This is a genomic window from [Enterobacter] lignolyticus SCF1, assembly GCF_000164865.1.
Classification (GTDB): Bacteria; Pseudomonadota; Gammaproteobacteria; order Enterobacterales; family Enterobacteriaceae; genus Enterobacter_B; species Enterobacter_B lignolyticus.
This window is the reverse complement of sequence record NC_014618.1, coordinates 2333497-2350639: the sequence shown is the minus strand read 5'-3', so window position 1 is coordinate 2350639 and position 17143 is coordinate 2333497. Positions and strand designations below refer to the sequence as shown.

At 58.4% G+C, this 17143-nt stretch carries 15 protein-coding genes; 6 read left to right on the top strand and 9 right to left on the bottom strand.

Features of this window, described 5'->3' with window-relative positions; all coding sequences use genetic code 11:
• Positions 1–15: 15 nt before the first annotated feature.
• From cybB to arsR, 6 genes are all read right to left on the bottom strand, one after another.
• Positions 16–540, bottom strand: a complete 525-nt coding sequence (cybB, locus tag ENTCL_RS11085) for a cytochrome b561 (protein WP_013366210.1) — start codon at positions 538–540, stop codon at positions 16–18.
• 132 nt (positions 541–672) lie between these two features.
• On the bottom strand, positions 673–1098 hold the full coding sequence (arsC, locus tag ENTCL_RS11080) for a glutaredoxin-dependent arsenate reductase (protein ID WP_013366209.1): 426 nt from the start codon (positions 1096–1098) through the stop codon (positions 673–675).
• A gap of 12 nt (positions 1099–1110) precedes the next feature.
• A complete protein-coding gene (locus ENTCL_RS11075) occupies positions 1111–2400 on the bottom strand; it encodes an arsenic transporter (RefSeq protein WP_013366208.1) in 1290 nt (429 codons plus the stop codon).
• Positions 2401–2447: 47 nt separating this feature from the next.
• The gene (gene arsA / locus ENTCL_RS11070; protein WP_013366207.1) at positions 2448–4199 is read right to left on the bottom strand and encodes an arsenical pump-driving ATPase; all 1752 of its coding nucleotides are present in this window, start codon (positions 4197–4199) and stop codon (positions 2448–2450) included.
• Between the two features lie 17 nt (positions 4200–4216).
• A complete protein-coding gene (gene arsD / locus ENTCL_RS11065; protein ID WP_013366206.1) occupies positions 4217–4579 on the bottom strand; it encodes an arsenite efflux transporter metallochaperone ArsD in 363 nt (120 codons plus the stop codon).
• Positions 4580–4626: 47 nt separating this feature from the next.
• A complete protein-coding gene (arsR, locus tag ENTCL_RS11060) occupies positions 4627–4980 on the bottom strand; it encodes an As(III)-sensing metalloregulatory transcriptional repressor ArsR (protein WP_013366205.1) in 354 nt (117 codons plus the stop codon).
• A gap of 187 nt (positions 4981–5167) precedes the next feature.
• Here arsR and gap point away from each other — a divergent pair, with 187 nt between their 5' ends.
• Positions 5168–6169: a type I glyceraldehyde-3-phosphate dehydrogenase gene (gap, locus tag ENTCL_RS11055; protein WP_013366204.1), complete on the top strand. Its 1002-nt coding sequence runs from the start codon at positions 5168–5170 to the stop codon at positions 6167–6169.
• 64 nt (positions 6170–6233) lie between these two features.
• On the opposite strand, the gene fumA is transcribed toward gap, so the two are convergent.
• Positions 6234–7880 carry a class I fumarate hydratase FumA gene (gene fumA, locus ENTCL_RS11050; RefSeq protein ID WP_013366203.1) on the bottom strand — a complete coding sequence of 549 codons (1647 nt, stop codon included), beginning with the start codon at positions 7878–7880 and terminating at the stop codon, positions 6234–6236.
• A gap of 199 nt (positions 7881–8079) precedes the next feature.
• Here fumA and manA point away from each other — a divergent pair, with 199 nt between their 5' ends.
• On the top strand, positions 8080–9255 hold the full coding sequence (gene manA, locus ENTCL_RS11045; protein WP_013366202.1) for a mannose-6-phosphate isomerase: 1176 nt from the start codon (positions 8080–8082) through the stop codon (positions 9253–9255).
• Positions 9256–9368: 113 nt separating this feature from the next.
• Positions 9369–10883 carry a YdgA family protein gene (locus ENTCL_RS11040; RefSeq protein ID WP_013366201.1) on the top strand — a complete coding sequence of 505 codons (1515 nt, stop codon included), beginning with the start codon at positions 9369–9371 and terminating at the stop codon, positions 10881–10883.
• Positions 10884–10910: 27 nt separating this feature from the next.
• On the opposite strand, the gene ENTCL_RS11035 is transcribed toward ENTCL_RS11040, so the two are convergent.
• Complete coding sequence (locus ENTCL_RS11035; RefSeq protein ID WP_013366200.1) at positions 10911–11939, bottom strand: Mal regulon transcriptional regulator MalI; 1029 nt, start codon at positions 11937–11939, stop codon at positions 10911–10913.
• 173 nt (positions 11940–12112) lie between these two features.
• Between ENTCL_RS11035 and malX the strand changes: the two genes are divergently transcribed.
• From malX to add, 3 genes are all read left to right on the top strand, one after another.
• Positions 12113–13705: a maltose/glucose-specific PTS transporter subunit IIBC gene (malX, locus tag ENTCL_RS11030; protein ID WP_013366199.1), complete on the top strand. Its 1593-nt coding sequence runs from the start codon at positions 12113–12115 to the stop codon at positions 13703–13705.
• A gap of 69 nt (positions 13706–13774) precedes the next feature.
• Positions 13775–14947 carry a MalY/PatB family protein gene (locus tag ENTCL_RS11025; protein ID WP_013366198.1) on the top strand — a complete coding sequence of 391 codons (1173 nt, stop codon included), beginning with the start codon at positions 13775–13777 and terminating at the stop codon, positions 14945–14947.
• A 98-nt stretch (positions 14948–15045) separates the two neighbouring features.
• The gene (add, locus tag ENTCL_RS11020; RefSeq protein ID WP_013366197.1) at positions 15046–16047 is read left to right on the top strand and encodes an adenosine deaminase; all 1002 of its coding nucleotides are present in this window, start codon (positions 15046–15048) and stop codon (positions 16045–16047) included.
• A gap of 32 nt (positions 16048–16079) precedes the next feature.
• Here the strand turns inward: add and ENTCL_RS11015 are convergent, their stop codons facing one another.
• On the bottom strand, positions 16080–17123 hold the full coding sequence (locus ENTCL_RS11015) for an oxidoreductase (RefSeq protein ID WP_013366196.1): 1044 nt from the start codon (positions 17121–17123) through the stop codon (positions 16080–16082).
• Positions 17124–17143: the final 20 nt, after the last annotated feature.

The window sequence follows — 17143 nt, the reverse complement described above, 5'->3', positions numbered from 1 at the left end:
CCCGGCACGACCCACTCATTTTCGCGGCATCATGCGCAGCAGCGTATTGTCCTTCCAGAAATAGTGGTGCACCAGCGCGGCCAGCGCGTGCAGGCCAATTACGTAGTAGCCAAGGTTCGCCAGCAGAACGTGGTACTCCTGCAGGTTGTCCGCCAGGTCGAAGTTGGCCTCCGCGGCGTGCGGCATGGTCATGCCAAAGGCTATCCACGGATTACCGCGGCTGTACATCATCGCCAGGCCAAGCACCGGCAGCACGATGAACAGCAGGTAAACGACCAGATGCCCGAGGTGCGACATGCCGGTCACCATCGCTTTTGGCTTCGGAACAATCGGCGGCGCCGGGCGTTTCAGGCGCACCAGCAGGCGCGTCGCCATCAGCAGCAGAATCGCAATCCCGCCGGAAACGTGGACCATATTAAAGTAAGGACGATAGTCCCGCGGGAAAAAGCCCCGCAGCTCCATCGCGCAATAGGTGACGATCACCAGTAAAAACACCATCCAGTGAATGCCGATCTGCAGGCTGGAATATTTATCTCGCATAGCTAATCCCGGGTAAACGCGGTAAAACGGCTAACATAACCACTTTTGCTTAAATTTTCTTTAACTTTTCCGCAATGGATGTAAATAACCTGGCAGAGAAATAAATAAGGGGGCATCCGCCCCCTCGTAGACTTATTTCAGCCGTTTACCTGCGTTATCAACGACCTGCTCGCCATCTTCCTTGGCAAAAGCGCCTTTTTGCGCATCCGGAAGGATATCGAGCACAACCTCCGACGGCCGACACAGGCGCGTTCCCAGCGGCGTCACCACAATGGGACGGTTAATCAGGACAGGATGCTGCAGCATAAAGTCGATTAACTGCGCGTCGGTAAATTTATCTTCCGCAAGCCCCAGCACCTCATAAGGTTCAACGTTCTTACGCAGCAGCGCCCGTACCGTGATCCCCATATCGGCAATGAGCCTGACCAGCTCATCGCGCGACGGGGGGTTCTCAAGATAATGAATCACGGTCGGTTCAACCCCGCTGTTGCGGATCATCTCCAGCGTGTTGCGCGAGGTACCGCAGGCCGGGTTGTGGTAAATGGTAATATTGCTCATATCAGTATCTCATTACAAAGTGAAAGAGAGACGTAGCGCCAGCGCGGTCAGCGTTACAAACAGCACAGGCAGCGTCATGATAATCCCGGTACGGAAGTAATATCCCCAGGTAATCGTCATGTTCTTCTGTGAGAGTACGTGCAGCCAGAGCAGCGTGGCCAGGCTACCAATCGGCGTAATTTTTGGCCCCAGATCGCAGCCAATGACGTTGGCATAAATCATCGCCTCTTTAATAACGCCTGATGCCGTGCTGCCGTCAATAGACAGCGCGCCAACCAGAACGGTCGGCATATTGTTCATGATGGAGGAGAGGAATGCGGTCAGGAACCCCGTCCCCAGCGTAGCGACCCAGAGTCCTTTATCCGCCAGCACGTTCAGTACGCCTGAGAGATATTCTGTGAGCCCCGCGTTGCGCAGGCCATAGACCACCAGATACATCCCCAGCGAGAAAATCACAATCTGCCAGGGCGCGCCGCGCAGCACTTTGCCGGTGTTAATGGCATGGCCTCGTTTCGCCACCGCAAACAGGATGACAGCCCCGACAGCGGCAATCGCACTGACCGGAATACCCAGCGGCTCAAGAACAAAAAAGCCAATCAGCAGGAGAATCAAAACGATCCAGCCGGTTCTGAACGTTGCCAGATCTTTAATCGCTTTTGCCGGTGCTTTCAGAAGCGCTAAATTGTAGGCTGGCGGAATATCTTTGCGGAAAAACAGGTGCAGCATCGCCAGCGTGGCGACAATGGCGGCGATATCGACCGGTACCATCACCGATGCATACTCCGTGAATCCTAAATCAAAGAAGTCTGCCGACACGATATTCACCAGGTTCGACACGATAAGCGGCAGGCTGGCGGTATCGGCAATAAACCCGGCGGCCATGACAAATGCCAGCGTCGTGCCTTTGCTGAATCCTAACGCCAGCAGCATGGCAATCACGATCGGCGTCAGAATTAACGCTGCGCCATCGTTGGCAAACAGCGCCGCTACCGCCGCACCGAGCAGGACGATATACGTAAATAGCAGGCGACCGCGGCCATTCCCCCAACGAGAAACATGCAGCGCCGCCCATTCAAAAAAGCCGGACTCGTCGAGCAGCAGGCTGATGATAATGACGGCAATAAAAGTCGCGGTCGCATTCCAGACGATATTCCACACCACGGGAATATCCGCCATGTTAACCACGCCGAAAGCCAGCGCCAGTACGGCCCCTGACGTCGCGCTCCAGCCGATCCCTATCCCTTTCGGCTGCCAGATAACCAGCACAATGGTCAGGACAAAAATAGCGCCTGCCAGAAACATAATCCCTCCTGACAGAGCGGCTCTGCCGCCCTGTAAACACAAAAAAATTAAACCGTCAGCGCTCTGAGCTTTTCGATACCGGCGGGCTCTGACGCCAGTACCGGAACAAGCGCGATACGGTCTGCGTGCTGGCGCTTAACGGCCTCAATCTGCGGAAGCTCCTGTCGGGCACGCTGGCAAAGCAGCGGTGAACGAGTATCCGCAATGGCAAAACTGTTATTGATAATCCAGCCCCACGGATGAATTCCCGCCCGCTCGAGGTCGGCCTGCAAATTTGCCGCCTCCAGCACAGGGGTTGTTTCTGCATGCGTAACCAGCAGCACTTTGGTTCGTTCCGGGTCCTGAAGCTGCATCATCGGCGTGGTAAAATGACCGTTATCGCCCATTTTTCTCGCAATCTCGCGGTGATAAGCTCCGGTCGCGTCAAGCAATAACAGCGTGTGTCCCGTGGGCGCCGTATCCATAACGACAAAGCGTTTCCCCGCTTCACGAATCACACGGGAAAACGCCTGGAACACGGCGATTTCTTCAGTGCAAGGTGAGCGGAGATCTTCTTCCAGCAGCCGTTTCCCTGCCTCATCCAGATCCCTCCCCTTTGTCGCAAGGACATGCTGGCGATAGCGTTCGGTTTCATCGTGCGGGTTTATCTTGCTGACCTGAAGATGGTTAAGACTACCGTTGAGCGTTGTGCTGAGATGCGCTGCGGGATCTGACGTTGTCAGATGTACATCAAACCCCATATCCGCCAGCCTGACGGCAATAGCGGCCGCCATCGTTGTTTTACCGACGCCGCCTTTCCCCATCAGCATAATCAGACCGTGTTCACTGCGGGCGATGTCATCAACCAGCTCAGAGAGCGACAAATTATCGGTTTTGTCCGGCGTCGTCGTTTCAGGGAGCATCGCGGCTGCAGAACCAGGGGTGAGCAGCCCTTTCAATGCGGACACGCCGACCATATTCACTGGCTGAAGGAATAAGGTATCTGTCGGCAATGCGGATAAGCCTGCTGGAAGATGCGCCAGCGCCTCCTGCTCCCGTTGCCATATCGCAACGGCTAATGCGTCAGTTTCCGTTTCGGTTTCGGGCAGAACCCCATTAATGACCAGATACTGATTTTTAAGGCCAATCGCAGCCAGTTCTTCATGCGTGCGGGCAACTTCCAATAGCGTTGATTTTTGCAGCCGCGCGACCAGCACCAGCCGGGTACGTTCGGGGTCGGATAATGCCGCAACGGCCTGCGCGTACTGCTCGCGCTGCTTTTCCAGCCCAGCCATGGGGCCCAGGCAGGAAGCGCCATCCGGGTTACTGTCAATGAAGCGGCTCCAGGCGCCGGGAAGCTGGAGAAGGCGAATGGTGTGGCCGGTTGGCGCAGTATCAAAGATGATACTCTCAAAACGGGTCAGCAGATCGGCATCGGTCAACACACCGGTGAACTCATCGAACGCCGCAATCTCCGTTGTGCATGCTCCCGAGAGCTGCTCGTTAATGCTGCTGACAACGTCATCCGGCAGAAGTCCCTTAACAGGATTAACGATTCTTTCCCGGTATTGCTGGGCGGCTGCCTGTGGGTCAATCTCCAGTGCGCAGAGCCCAGGCACCGCAGCCACCGAAACAATCGTGTTCCCAATAGTCTGACCGAATACCTGACCGACATTGGAGGCGGGATCGGTGCTGACAAGCAGTACTCGTTTGCCCTGTTCCGCCAGCCGGATAGCAGTAGCGCATGATATTGAGGTTTTACCCACCCCGCCTTTGCCGGTAAAAAACAGGTAAGGCGGAATATTCTGTAAGAATTTCATCTGTCCTCCCGACATACTCAACAACAGGAAGTGTTACCGTCACAGCAGCGCGTGGGGGCCATTCCCACCTTCTCCAGCGGAATACCCAGCCAGCGAGCCAGCTCAGCGCGTTTTGGGTAACGTCCTGCCATCACCGTTTCCCCATCCAGCAGCAGCAATGGAAGCCCTTCCGCTCCAGAAACGTCGAGGAACATCTTCGCTTTCTCGTTCTCAACAAAGCTCATAGGTTGCTGCGCCAGGTTGTAACGTTCAACCGATACGCCACGCCCTTTCAGCCATTGGACATCCGCGGAGAAATCGACCAGAACCCGATCGACATCTGAACCGCACACTCCGGTACTGCAGCACATCGCCGGATCAAACACCGTTAACGTTTTCATTCCCAACACCTCACATTTGAAAAATCATATATGTTCAGGCAAATTTTTTAGATGCAAGCCGCCTTGCCGCTACCCGAGCAGTTTGCCGATGCCAGCTTACGGGCGATGGCCTGTACGTCGTCCTGCTGGCTTAACCAGGCTTGCTCAATAACCTGAGCGGCCCACGAGGGAATATGCGGAGATAAGCGGTAATGAACCCATTTCCCCTGCTTGCGATCCAACAATATCCCCTTTTCCCGGAGCATTGCCAGATGGCGGGATATCTTGGGCTGCGACTGGTCCAACGCCGTGCAAAGATCGCACACGCACAGCTCCCCCATCTCCCTGAGGAGCAATACGATACCCAGACGGGTTTCATCGGACAGGTTTTTGAAGAGTTGTAAGGAAGTCATTTGCGTCATCGCGCCCTCCTGTAATCGCTTATTAGTGTCTCTGCCCGCGAAAAGAATGTCAAAACATATTCGATTACTCATATGCGATATCTTAAATAAGCACGGACGGTCGATTTTTTCAGTTGCCCATTGGCCGCGTCTGGTCTAAGCCTGGAGGAGTTTCCTCGCCATATCCCCCCACATTAGGAGATCCTCAATGAGCAAGATTGGTATTAATGGCTTTGGCCGCATTGGACGCCTGGTGCTGCGCCGCCTGCTGGAGGTCAAAAGCCCGCTGGAGGTCGTTGCCATCAACGATCTGACCTCGCCGAAGGTGCTGGCCTATTTACTCAAGCATGACTCCAACTACGGCCCGTTTCCCTGGAGCGTGGATTTCGCCGAAGACGCGCTGATTGTCGACGGCAAAAAAATCGCGGTTTACGCGGAAAAAGACGCGAAAAATATCCCCTGGAAAGCCGCAGGCGCTGAGCTTATCGTCGAATGCACCGGCTTCTATACGTCGACCGATAAGGCGAAAGCGCACCTGGAGGCCGGAGCACGAAAAGTGCTGATCTCCGCACCGGCGGGCGACATGAAAACCATCGTCTATAACGTCAACGACGATACGCTTGATAGCCAGGACACGATTATTTCTGTCGCTTCCTGCACCACCAACTGCCTGGCGCCGATGGCGAAAGCGCTGCACGACGCGTTCGGCATTCAGCTAGGCACCATGACCACCATCCACGCCTATACCGGCACCCAGGCGCTGGTGGACGGCCCGCGCGGTAAGGATCTGCGCGCCTCCCGCGCCGCGGCGGAAAACATTATTCCCCATACCACCGGGGCGGCCAAGGCGATTGGTCTGGTTATCCCGGCGCTCAGCGGCAAGCTGAAGGGCCATGCGCAGCGCGTGCCGGTGAAAACCGGATCGGTAACGGAGCTGGTCTCGATACTGGGCAAAAAGGTCACGGCCGATGAGGTGAACGCGGCGCTGAAAAAAGCGAGCGAGAGGAATGAATCCTTTGGCTATACCGATGAGGAGATCGTCTCCTCGGACGTTATCGGCAGCCATTTCGGTTCAGTTTTCGACGCCACCCAGACGGAAATCACCGAGGTCGGCGACCTGCAGCTGGTGAAAACCGTCGCCTGGTATGACAACGAGTACGGCTTCGTCACACAGCTGATTCGCGTACTGAATAAGTTCAACGCGCTCTGACCTGCGACAACAGCAAAAACGGATGGCCAGGCCATCCGTTTTTTTATATCGCCTCAGACGGCCGTCACTTCACGCAGCGCGCGCACTGCGAGGTGCTGATCTGCTGGAAGAAGTCGTTGCCTTTGTCATCCACCAGAATGAACGCCGGGAAGTCTTCGACCTCGATTTTCCAGATAGCCTCCATCCCCAGCTCCGGGTACTCCACGCACTCCAGGCGCTTGATGCTGCCCTGCGCCAGGACCGCCGCCGGACCGCCGATGCTGCCGAGGTAGAAGCCGCCGTGCTTGTGGCAGGCATCCGTCACCTGCTGGCTGCGGTTGCCTTTCGCCAGCATGATCATGCTGCCGCCTTCCGACTGCAGCTGATCGACGTAGGAGTCCATGCGTCCTGCGGTAGTCGGACCAAGCGAACCGGACGCGTACCCTTCCGGCGTTTTGGCCGGTCCGGCGTAGTAGATCGGGTGATCCTTAACGTACTGCGGCAGACCGTCGCCGTTGTCCATACGCTCTTTCAGTTTGGCATGGGCGATATCGCGCGCCACGATGATAGTGCCGTTGAGCGACAGGCGGGTAGAGACCGGATACTGCGACAGCTGGGCGAGGATCTCGCTCATCGGACGGTTCAGGTCGATACGTACCGCTTCCCCCTCTCCGGCGTTGCGCAGCGCTTCCGGAATATATTTGCCCGGATTATGCTCCAGCTTCTCCAGCCAGACGCCGTGGCGGTTGATCTTCGCCTTGATGTTACGGTCGGCGGAACAGGAAACGCCCATCCCGACCGGGCAGGACGCGCCGTGGCGAGGCAGGCGGATCACGCGGATATCATGCGCGAAGTATTTCCCGCCAAACTGCGCGCCGAGGCCGAGATTCTGCGCCTCCACCAGCAGCTCCTGCTCCAGCTGTACGTCGCGGAACGCCTGACCGTGCTCGTTCCCTTCCGTCGGCAGGCCGTCGTAGTAGTGGGTTGAGGCGAGCTTGACGGTTTTCAGGGTCGCCTCCGCCGAGGTGCCACCAATCACGAAAGCGATATGGTACGGCGGACAGGCTGCAGTACCGAGGGTGCGCATTTTCTCCACCAGGTAGTTCTTGAGCTTCGCCGGGGTGATAAGCGCTTTGGTTTCCTGATACAGGTAGGTTTTGTTGGCCGAGCCGCCGCCTTTGGCGATGCACAGAAACTTGTACTCGTCGCCATCAACGCTGTAGAGATCGATCTGCGCCGGCAGGTTGGTGCCGGTGTTGACCTCTTTATACATATCCAGCGGCGCATTCTGCGAGTAGCGCAGGTTATCCTCGATATAGGTGTCGTAGACGCCGCGCGCCAGCGCGGCTTCATCACCGCCGCCGGTCCACACGCGCTGTCCTTTCTTACCGACGATGATCGCGGTGCCGGTATCCTGGCAGGTAGGCAGAATCCCCTTCGCGGCGATATCGGAGTTACGCAGGAACTGCAGCGCCACATACCTGTCGTTTTCGCTGGCTTCCGGGTCGCCAAGGATATCGGCAACCTGCTGCTGATGCGCCGGACGCAGCATAAACGAGGCATCATGGAACGCGTGCTTCGCCAGCAGCGTCAGCGCCTGTGGGTCAACTTTGAGGATTTCCTGGCCTTCGAATTCGGCGACGGAGACGTGGTCTTTACTGAGGAGATAGTATTCAGTGTCATCCTTTTTCAGCGGAAAAGGATCCTGATAAACAAAAGGTTTGTTCGACATTGTTCTCTCACTTACGGCGTAGGCTGATTTTTAGTCAGGCACATTTTCCATGTGCCCTCTGAAAAGCGAGTTGCCCTATCCTACACAATTTTTTAACAAAAACTGAGACAAGGACGACTTTTTACATTCGCAGGTTACTTCTGCCCGCTTTATTGGTTTAATAACGAAAGATAAATTCCCATGATTACAGGGCTTGATAATGCAAAAACTCATCAACTCAGTGCAAAACTATGCCTGGGGCAGCAAAACTGCGTTAACCGACCTCTATGGTATCGCAAATCCGGACCACCTGCCGATGGCGGAGCTCTGGATGGGCGCCCACCCGAAAAGCAGCTCAAAAGTCACCGACGCCAGCGGTCAGGTACGCTCGCTGCGCGATGCGATCGATGCCGATATGGCGTCGCTGCTGGGCGACGCCGTCGCCGCGCGTTTCGGCGAACTGCCGTTCCTGTTTAAAGTGCTGTGCGCCGACCAGCCGCTGTCTATTCAGGTCCACCCGAACAAGAAAGCCTCCGAAGCGGGTTTTGCCAAAGAGAACGCCGCCGGTATCCCGCTGGATGCCGCTGAACGTAACTACAAAGATCCGAACCATAAGCCGGAGCTGGTTTTTGCCCTGACGCCGTTCCTCGCAATGAACGCTTTCCGCGAGTTTTCCGAGATTGCCGCCCTGCTGCAACCTGTTGCTGGCGCTCACGCCGCCATCGCCCATTTTCTGCAAACCCCCAATGCCCAGACGCTAAGCGACCTGTTCGCCAGCCTGCTCAACATGCAGGGCGAAGAGAAATCGCGCGCGCTTGATATTCTGCGCGCCGCGCTGGACAGCCAGCAGGGCGAACCCTGGGACACCATCCGCTTTATCGCCCGCTTCTACCCGGACGACAGCGGCCTGTTTTCCCCACTGCTGCTGAACGTGGTGAAGCTGAACCCGGGTGAGGCGATGTTCCTGTTTGCCGAAACGCCGCACGCCTATCTGAACGGCGTGGCGCTGGAGGTGATGGCGAACTCCGATAACGTGCTGCGTGCGGGGCTGACGCCGAAATATATCGATATTCCGGAGCTGGTGGCGAACGTCAAATTCACCGCCAAACCGGCGGCAGAACTGCTGACAACGCCGGTGGTTCACGGCGCCGAGCTGGATTTCCCTATCCCGGTGGACGATTTTGCCTTCTCGCTGCACGAACTCAGCGCCGCAGGCAGCGAGCTTGCCCAGCAGAGCGCGGCTATCGTGTTCTGCGTTGAGGGCGAGGCCGTGCTGCGTAAAAACGGTCAGTCGCTGGCGCTGAAACCCGGTGAATCCGCGTTTGTGGCGGCGAACGAATCCCCGGTGAGCCTCAGCGGCACCGGCCGCGTGGCGCGGGTATTCAACAAGCTTTAAGCGCGGAACGCTTAAGTTACTGAACTTTTGGGTGAGTCTTGCTAAGCTTGAACTCAGCCTAACGACACGACAGGCGGACACTTCCGCCTGTTTTTATTTTATGGACAAAACCTATGAAAAAATCGCTGGTCGCCGCAGGAATTATTATTGCTCTGGGAGTGGTGTGGACAGGGGGATCCTGGTACACCGGTAAACAGCTGGAAACCCGTATTGCCGATATGGTCGCGCAGGCCAATGCGCAGCTCGCCCGCACCGCGCCGGAAGCCGGCCTGACGCTTGCGTATCAGGACTACCAGCGCGGCGTCTTCAGCAGCCATCTGCAGCTGGTGGTAAAACCGGCCGATGGCGCTAAAAACAGCTGGTTGAAGGCGGGACAAACCGTGGTGCTGGATGAGAAAGTCTCCCACGGCCCCTTCCCGCTGGCGTCGCTGAAATCCTTTAACCTCGCCCCGGCGATGGCCACCGTTAACACGGTGCTGGTGAATAATGAGGCCAGCAAACCGCTGTTTGACCTTGCCAAAGGCCAGTCGCCGTTTGAGATAAGCACCCGCATCAGCTACAACGGCGATACGCGCTCAGGCATCACGCTTAAGCCGTTAAACTTTGAAGACGGCACCGACAAAGTGACCTTCAGCGGCGGGCAGTTCGAAGTCGATGCCGATCAGCAGGGCAACGTGTTCTCTGTCTCCGGCGAGGCGCAAAGCGGCCAGATCAACGCCGTCAATGAGTACAACCAGAAGGTACAGCTGACCTTCAGCAACCTCAAAACCGAAGGTTCAAGCCAGCTTACCCACTTCGAAGAACGCATCGGCAACCAGAAAATCACCCTCGATAAACTGGCGATCGGCGTGGAAGGTAAAGAGCTGGCGGTACTCGACGGCACCGCGCTCGAAGGGAAAACCGAGCTGGCGAAAGACGGTAAAAGCGTCAATAGCCAGCTGAACTACACCCTCAATAGCCTGAAGCTGCAGGGACAGGATATAGGCAGCGGTAAGCTCTCTCTGAAGGTCGATCAGATTGACGGTCAGGCCTGGCACCAGTTCAGCCAGCAGTACAATGGCCGGGTGCAGGCGCTGATGGGCCAGCCGGACATTATGCAAAACCCGGAGCTGTACCAGCAGAAAGTCGCTGAAGCGCTGTTCGATACCCTGCCGATCCTGCTCAAAGGCGAGCCGGTTATCACCGTGGCCCCGCTCAGCTGGAAGAACAGCAAAGGCGAAGCCACCTTCAACCTGTCGCTGCTGTTAAGGGATCCGGCCAACGCCACCGGCGAGCCGAAAACGCTGGCGCAGAGCGTGGATCGCACCGTGAAATCGCTGGACGGCAAGCTGACTATCCCGATGGACATGGCGACAGAGCTGATGACCCAGGTGGCACGTCTGGAAGGCTACCAGCAGAGCGATGCCGAGAAGCTGGCGAGCCAGCAGATTCAGGGACTGGCGGCGATGGGACAGATGTTCCGCATCACCACCCTGGAAAATAACGCCATTTCCAGCAGCCTGCAGTACGCCGATGGTCAGGTGACGCTGAACGGCCAGAAAATGTCGCTCGACGATTTTGTCGGCATGTTCGGCGCACCGGATTTAGGCATTCCGGCGCCGCAGGATGCCGCGCCGGCGCAGCCATAACCGCAACATCCCCGGCTCCGGCCGGGGCTATTTCGTGCTGACCAGCCGCGGCGGCATTATCTGGTTCTTCACCACGTTCTTTCCGCTGTCGATGCGCTCCAGCATTCGCGCCGCCACGCTTTGCCCCATCTCCCGCGCGGGGGTGATCGCCCAGCTCATCGGCGCATCCTCCAGCGCGCTTTCCGGCACTTCGGCAAACGCCGCCAGCGCGACGCGCTGCTCATAATAGCTTTCAAGACTTTCATCCCCGCTCTGCCAGCCCGAACGCAGCATACCGAGCCAGGCGCCCATCGCCACCACGTTGTTGTAGCACACCACCGCGGTGATCGTCGGGTTATGGCGCAGCAGATGGGAGAACGCCTCGGCGGCCTGACGCTGGCTGGTTTCGCATTCCACCACCCATTCGCTGTGAAACGGCAGGCCGTATTTAAGCAGCGTCGCGCAGTAGCCGCCGACGCGTTCCGCGCGGGTGAGCGACGTGCTCTGGCCGCCGAGCCAGGCGATGCGCTGGTGCCCGCGGCGAATAAGATGTTCGGTCAGCATTTGCGCCGCCTGCATATTGTCCGGGCGGATCAGGTCGACATCCTCGAGATAGCTGGCCCGGGAGGCGAAAACCAGCGGCACCCCGCTATCTTCAGCCTTATCGCGCAGCTCAGACGCCCGATCAACCGCCCCGGCGATCACCACGCCGTCAACGCCCTGTGACACCAGCGTATCGAAGCGCTGCAGCATATGTTCGCCCTTGCGCCCGCCCTGGGTGAGAAACACCATTTTGCCCTGTGACTCCAGCGACTCAATCACTCCGGCCGCCAGCTCGGCGTAAAACGGCGAGCTTAAATCACCGACGATAAGCCCGATGACCCCGGTCTGGGCGCCGCGCAGCGAGGCGGCCTGACGGTTACGCACAAATCCCAGCGCTTCAATGGCCTGATTCACCCGCTCGCCGGTTGCCATGGAGATCCGCCCTTTGCCGCTGAGCACCAGCGACACCGTGGCCACGGAAACTCCGGCCGCATGGGCGACGTCATTGATGGTGACCTTTTTTGCGATAGCCATTAACCGCACTTGCTCCTTTGCAGTAGATAAAACGTTTTATCAATGTGTTGTCTTTATAAACGTTATTATCACTTGGTTATGTGATTTTACTCGCACTAAAATTTGATAAAACGTTTTATCTTTCCGCAGCGCTCCAGAAAACAACAATCTCAATCAGTACAAGGAGTCGTTTTATGACGACGAAAGCAGCACCAAAAATTACACTGTGGGAGTTTTTCCAGCAGCTGGGCAAAACGTTCATGCTGCCTGTGGCACTGCTCTCCTTTTGCGGGATCATGTTAGGGATCGGCAGCTCGCTGAGCAGCCATGACGTCACCACCCTGCTGCCGTGGCTTGATACGCCGCTGCTGCAGGCCATTTTTATCTGGATGAGCAAAGTCGGCTCCTTCGCCTTTAGCTTCCTGCCGGTTATGTTCTGTATCGCCATCCCGCTGGGACTGGCGCGTGAAAACAAGGGCGTCGCCGCCTTCGCCGGTTTTGTCGGCTATGCGGTAATGAACCTCGCGGTCAACTTCTGGCTGACGGCGAAAGGTATTCTGCCGACCACCGACGCCGCGATTCTGAAAGCCAACAACATCCAGAATATCCTGGGGATTCAGTCGATCGACACCGGGATCCTCGGCGCCGTTATCGCCGGTATCGTGGTATGGATGCTGCATGAACGCTTCCACACGATCCGCCTGCCGGATGCGCTGGCGTTTTTCGGCGGCACCCGTTTTGTGCCGATCGTCACCACCGTGGTGATGGGGCTTGTCGGCCTGGCAATCCCGCTGGTGTGGCCGTTCTTCGCCAAAGGCATCAACGCGCTGGGGTACGCTATCAACAGCGCTGGCGACTTTGGTCCGATGATTTTCGGCACCGGCGAACGTTTACTGCTGCCGTTCGGCCTGCATCACATACTGGTCGCCCTGATCCGCTTTACCGAAGCGGGCGGCACCATGGACGTCTGCGGCCACAGCGTCAGCGGCGCGCTGACCATCTTCCAGGCGCAGCTCAGCTGCCCGGATACGCACGGCTTCTCGGAAAGCGCGACCCGCTTCCTGTCGCAGGGCAAAATGCCGGCCTTCCTCGGCGGCCTGCCTGGCGCTGCGCTGGCGATGTACCACTGCGCCCGTCCGGAAAACCGCCACAAGATTAAAGGGCTGCTGATTTCCGGCGTTATCGCCTGCGTCGTGGGCGGAACGACCGAACCGCTGGAGTTCCTGTTCCTGTTCGTCGCCCCGGTGCTGTACCTCATTCACGCCCTGCTGACCGGCCTTGGCTTTACCATCATGGCGGTCCTTGGCGTCACCATCGGCAACACCGACGGCAACGTTATCGACTTCGTGGTCTTCGGGATCCTGCACGGCCTGTCCACCAAGTGGTATCTGGTGCCGGTCGTGGCGGCGGTCTGGTTCGCGGCGTACTACGCCATCTTCCGCTTCGCCATCACCCGCTTTAACATCAAAACGCCGGGACGCGATATTGAAACCGCCTCCGGCGCTGAAAAAGCGGCTGCGGGCGCCACCGGCAAATCCGGCTATAACGTACCGGCTATTCTGGCCGCGCTGGGCGGAGCGGAGAACATCACCACGCTTGATAACTGCATCACCCGTCTGCGCCTGTCGGTCAACGACATGAGCAAGGTCGACGTTAACGCGCTGAAAGCCAACCGCGCCATCGGGGTGGTACAGCTGAACCAGCACAACCTGCAGGTGGTCATTGGCCCACAGGTTCAGTCGGTTAAAGACGAAATGGCCTCGCTGATGAACACCGTTCAGGCATAATGCCCGCATTCCCCCTTCGCCCTGAAGGGGGAAAATGGATCTCCCCCGTTTCCTGATAAGGACGCTGCCATGTTTGACTTCTCGACGGTCGTCGACCGCCACGGCACCTGGTGTACGCAATGGGATTACGTTGCGGACCGTTTTGGCGCGCCGGATCTGCTGCCCTTCACCATCTCCGATATGGATTTTGCCACCGCGCCGTGCGTGCTCGACGCGCTCACCCGGCGGCTCGCCCACGGTGTGTTCGGCTACAGCCGCTGGAAGAACGATGAATTCCTCGGCGCTATCCGTCACTGGTTCAGCCGACGCTTTAACAGCGTGATTGACGCCGAGAGCGTGGTGTACGGCCCCTCGGTTATCTACATGGTTTCAGAGATGATTCGCCAGTGGTCTTCGCCCGGCGACGGCGTGGTCGTGCATACGCCAGCCTATGACGCTTTCTTCAACGCTATTGAGGGCAATCAGCGGCGGGTCGCCGCCGTGCCGCTGCATCAGACGCCGGAAGGATGGATGTGCGACATGGACGCGCTGGAACGCGTGCTGTCCGATGCGCAAAACACCGTTCTGCTGCTGTGCAGCCCGCATAACCCGACCGGAAAAGTGTGGACCCGCGATGAGCTCAGCACCATGGCGGCGCTGTGTGAAAAGCACGGCGTGAGGGTCATCAGCGATGAAATCCATATGGATATGGTCTGGGGCGCTCACCGGCATACGCCGTGGTGCGAGGTCGCGCGCGGCGACTGGGCGCTGTTCACCTCCGGCTCGAAGAGCTTCAATATTCCGGCGCTGACCGGCGCCTGGGGGCTGATTGGCGCTGCCGATGCGCGCAGCGACTACCTTCACGCGCTGAAAGGCCGCGACGGTCTGTCGTCGCCGTCGGTCCCCGCGCTGGTCGCCCATATCGCCGCCTACCAGCAGGGAGAGCCCTGGCTGGACGCCCTGCGCGACTATCTGCAAGAGAATATGCACTACATCGCCACGGCGCTGAACCACGCGTTTCCTGAGCTGCGCTGGCAGCCGCCGCAGTCGACCTACCTTGCCTGGATAGATCTTCGCCCGCTAAATATTGACGACCGCCTGCTGCAAAAAGTGCTGATTGAGCAGCAAAAAGTCGCCATCATGCCGGGATATACCTATGGCGAAGAGGGCAACGGTTTTGTTCGCCTCAACGCCGGTTGCCCGCGCAGCAAGCTGGAGCGCGGCGTGCAGGGGCTGATCAACGCCATTCACGCTCTGCGCTGACGATAATTGCGCAACGCCTATTTGCGTTGCGCAATAGCTTTTTACCCCGTTTTATTTTTATAATAGGCCGCACTTTAACAATAATTCAGAGTGCGACCATGATTGATACCAACCTGCCTTTAACTGACATTCACCGCCACCTTGATGGCAATATCCGCGCACAAACGATCCTGGATCTTGGCCGCCAGCATAACATCGCGTTACCCGCCTCGTCGCTGGACGCCCTGCTGCCGCATGTTCAGGTCACCAGCAGCGAACCGGATCTGGTCAGCTTCCTCAGCAAACTGGACTGGGGCGTGAAGGTGCTCGCCACGCTCGACGCCTGCCGTCGCGTCGCCCGCGAAAACATCGAGGATGCCGCGCGCAACGGCCTGCACTACGTCGAACTGCGCTTTTCACCGGGCTATATGGCGATGACGCACCACCTGCCGGTCGCGGGCGTGGTTGAAGCCGTCATTGCCGGGGTTCGTGAAGGCTGCCGTGAATTCGGCGTTGAAGCGCGTCTTATCGGCATTATGAGCCGCACCTTCGGCGAAGCGGCATGCACCCAGGAGCTGGAGGCGCTGCTCGCGCACCGCGACAGCATCACCGCGCTGGACCTCGCGGGTGACGAGCTCGGTTTCCCCGGCGGCCTGTTCCTGAACCACTTTAACCGCGCGCGCGACGCTGGCTGGCATATCACGGTCCATGCCGGTGAAGCGGCGGGTCCGGAAAGCATCTGGCAGGCCATCCGCGAGCTCGGCGCCGAACGCATCGGCCACGGCGTGAAAGCGGTTGAAGATCGCGCGCTGATGGACTTCCTGGCCGAACAGCGTATCGGTATCGAGTCCTGCCTGACCTCCAACATTCAGACCAGCACCGTCGCCTCACTGGCGCAGCATCCGCTGAAGACCTTCCTTGAGCACGGCGTGCTGGCTAGCATCAACACCGACGATCCGGCCGTTCAGGGCATCGATATTATTCACGAGTACACCGTTGCGGCCCCTGCCGCAGGGCTTTCCCGCGAGCAGATCCGCCAGGCGCAGATCAATGGTCTGGAGATTGCCTTCCTGACGCCGCAGGAGAAGCAGGTGCTGATTGCCCGGGTCCAGCAAGGGTAATAACGAGAAAGCCGCTCAGTGAGCGGCTTTCTTTAGCGGGTGAGACACTGCGTGGCGCGAAGCTTCGCCGATTCGAGGCCCAGCTCAATCAGCTCCATTATCTGAATCGCCTGGCTGGCGGGCACCGGGTTCTCCGCGTGGCCGTTTAGCGCATCACGGATCCCCGCATAATAGGCAGGATAATTTCCCGGCACCGTAAGCCACGTCTCTTCCACGCGGTCTTCCCCCTCTACGCGGGTCACCACCCCGTCACGCATGTCGTAGCCCCAGTCCTCCAGCGGCGGGCGCTCCCCGCTTTTCAGCCGGTCCTCCTGCGGATCGAGACCATATTTTACGTAGCTCGCCCGGGAGCCGTGCACGATGTAGCGCGCGCTCTCCGCGGCAGCCAGCAGCGTGGCGTGCAGCACGACGCGACGCAGCGGGTAGGCCAGCACCGCATGAAAATAATCCGTCGACTGCGCCCCGGGCCGCAGTTGCGCCAGATCCACCGTCAGGCTGACCGGCAGGCCGAACAGCGACACCGCCTGATCGAGCAGATGCGGTCCCAAATCGTACCAGATACCGCTGCCCGGGCCGCCCTGCTCGCGCCAGCGGTTGCGCACCTGCGGACGGTAGCGGTCAAAATGTGATTCGAAATACGTGATTTCGCCCAGCGCACCTTCCGCGATCAGCGCCTTGATGGTCAGAAAGTCGCTGTCCCAGCGGCGGTTATGAAACACCGACAGCAGCCGCCCGACGCCGTGCGCCAGGCTGTCGAGCTCCCTGGCCTGTGACAGTGTCACGGTGAACGGTTTATCGACCACCACGTGCTTGCCGGCCTCCAGCGCCGCTTTCGCCAGCGGATAGTGCGTGTCATTGGGCGTCGGAATGACAATAAGGTCGATGTCGGGATCGTTGAACAGGTGTCTGGGGTCAGACACCACCGCCACGGCGGGCCAGTCAGCCTTTACTTTGGCCGCATCGCTGCTGGACACCGCCGCGAGCGTCATCCCTGACGTCCCGCTGATTAGCGGGGCATGGAATGTTTTACTCGCATAGCCGTAGCCGATTAATCCAACGCGGATCGTGTCACTCATGTGCATCCTCTCCTCGAAGT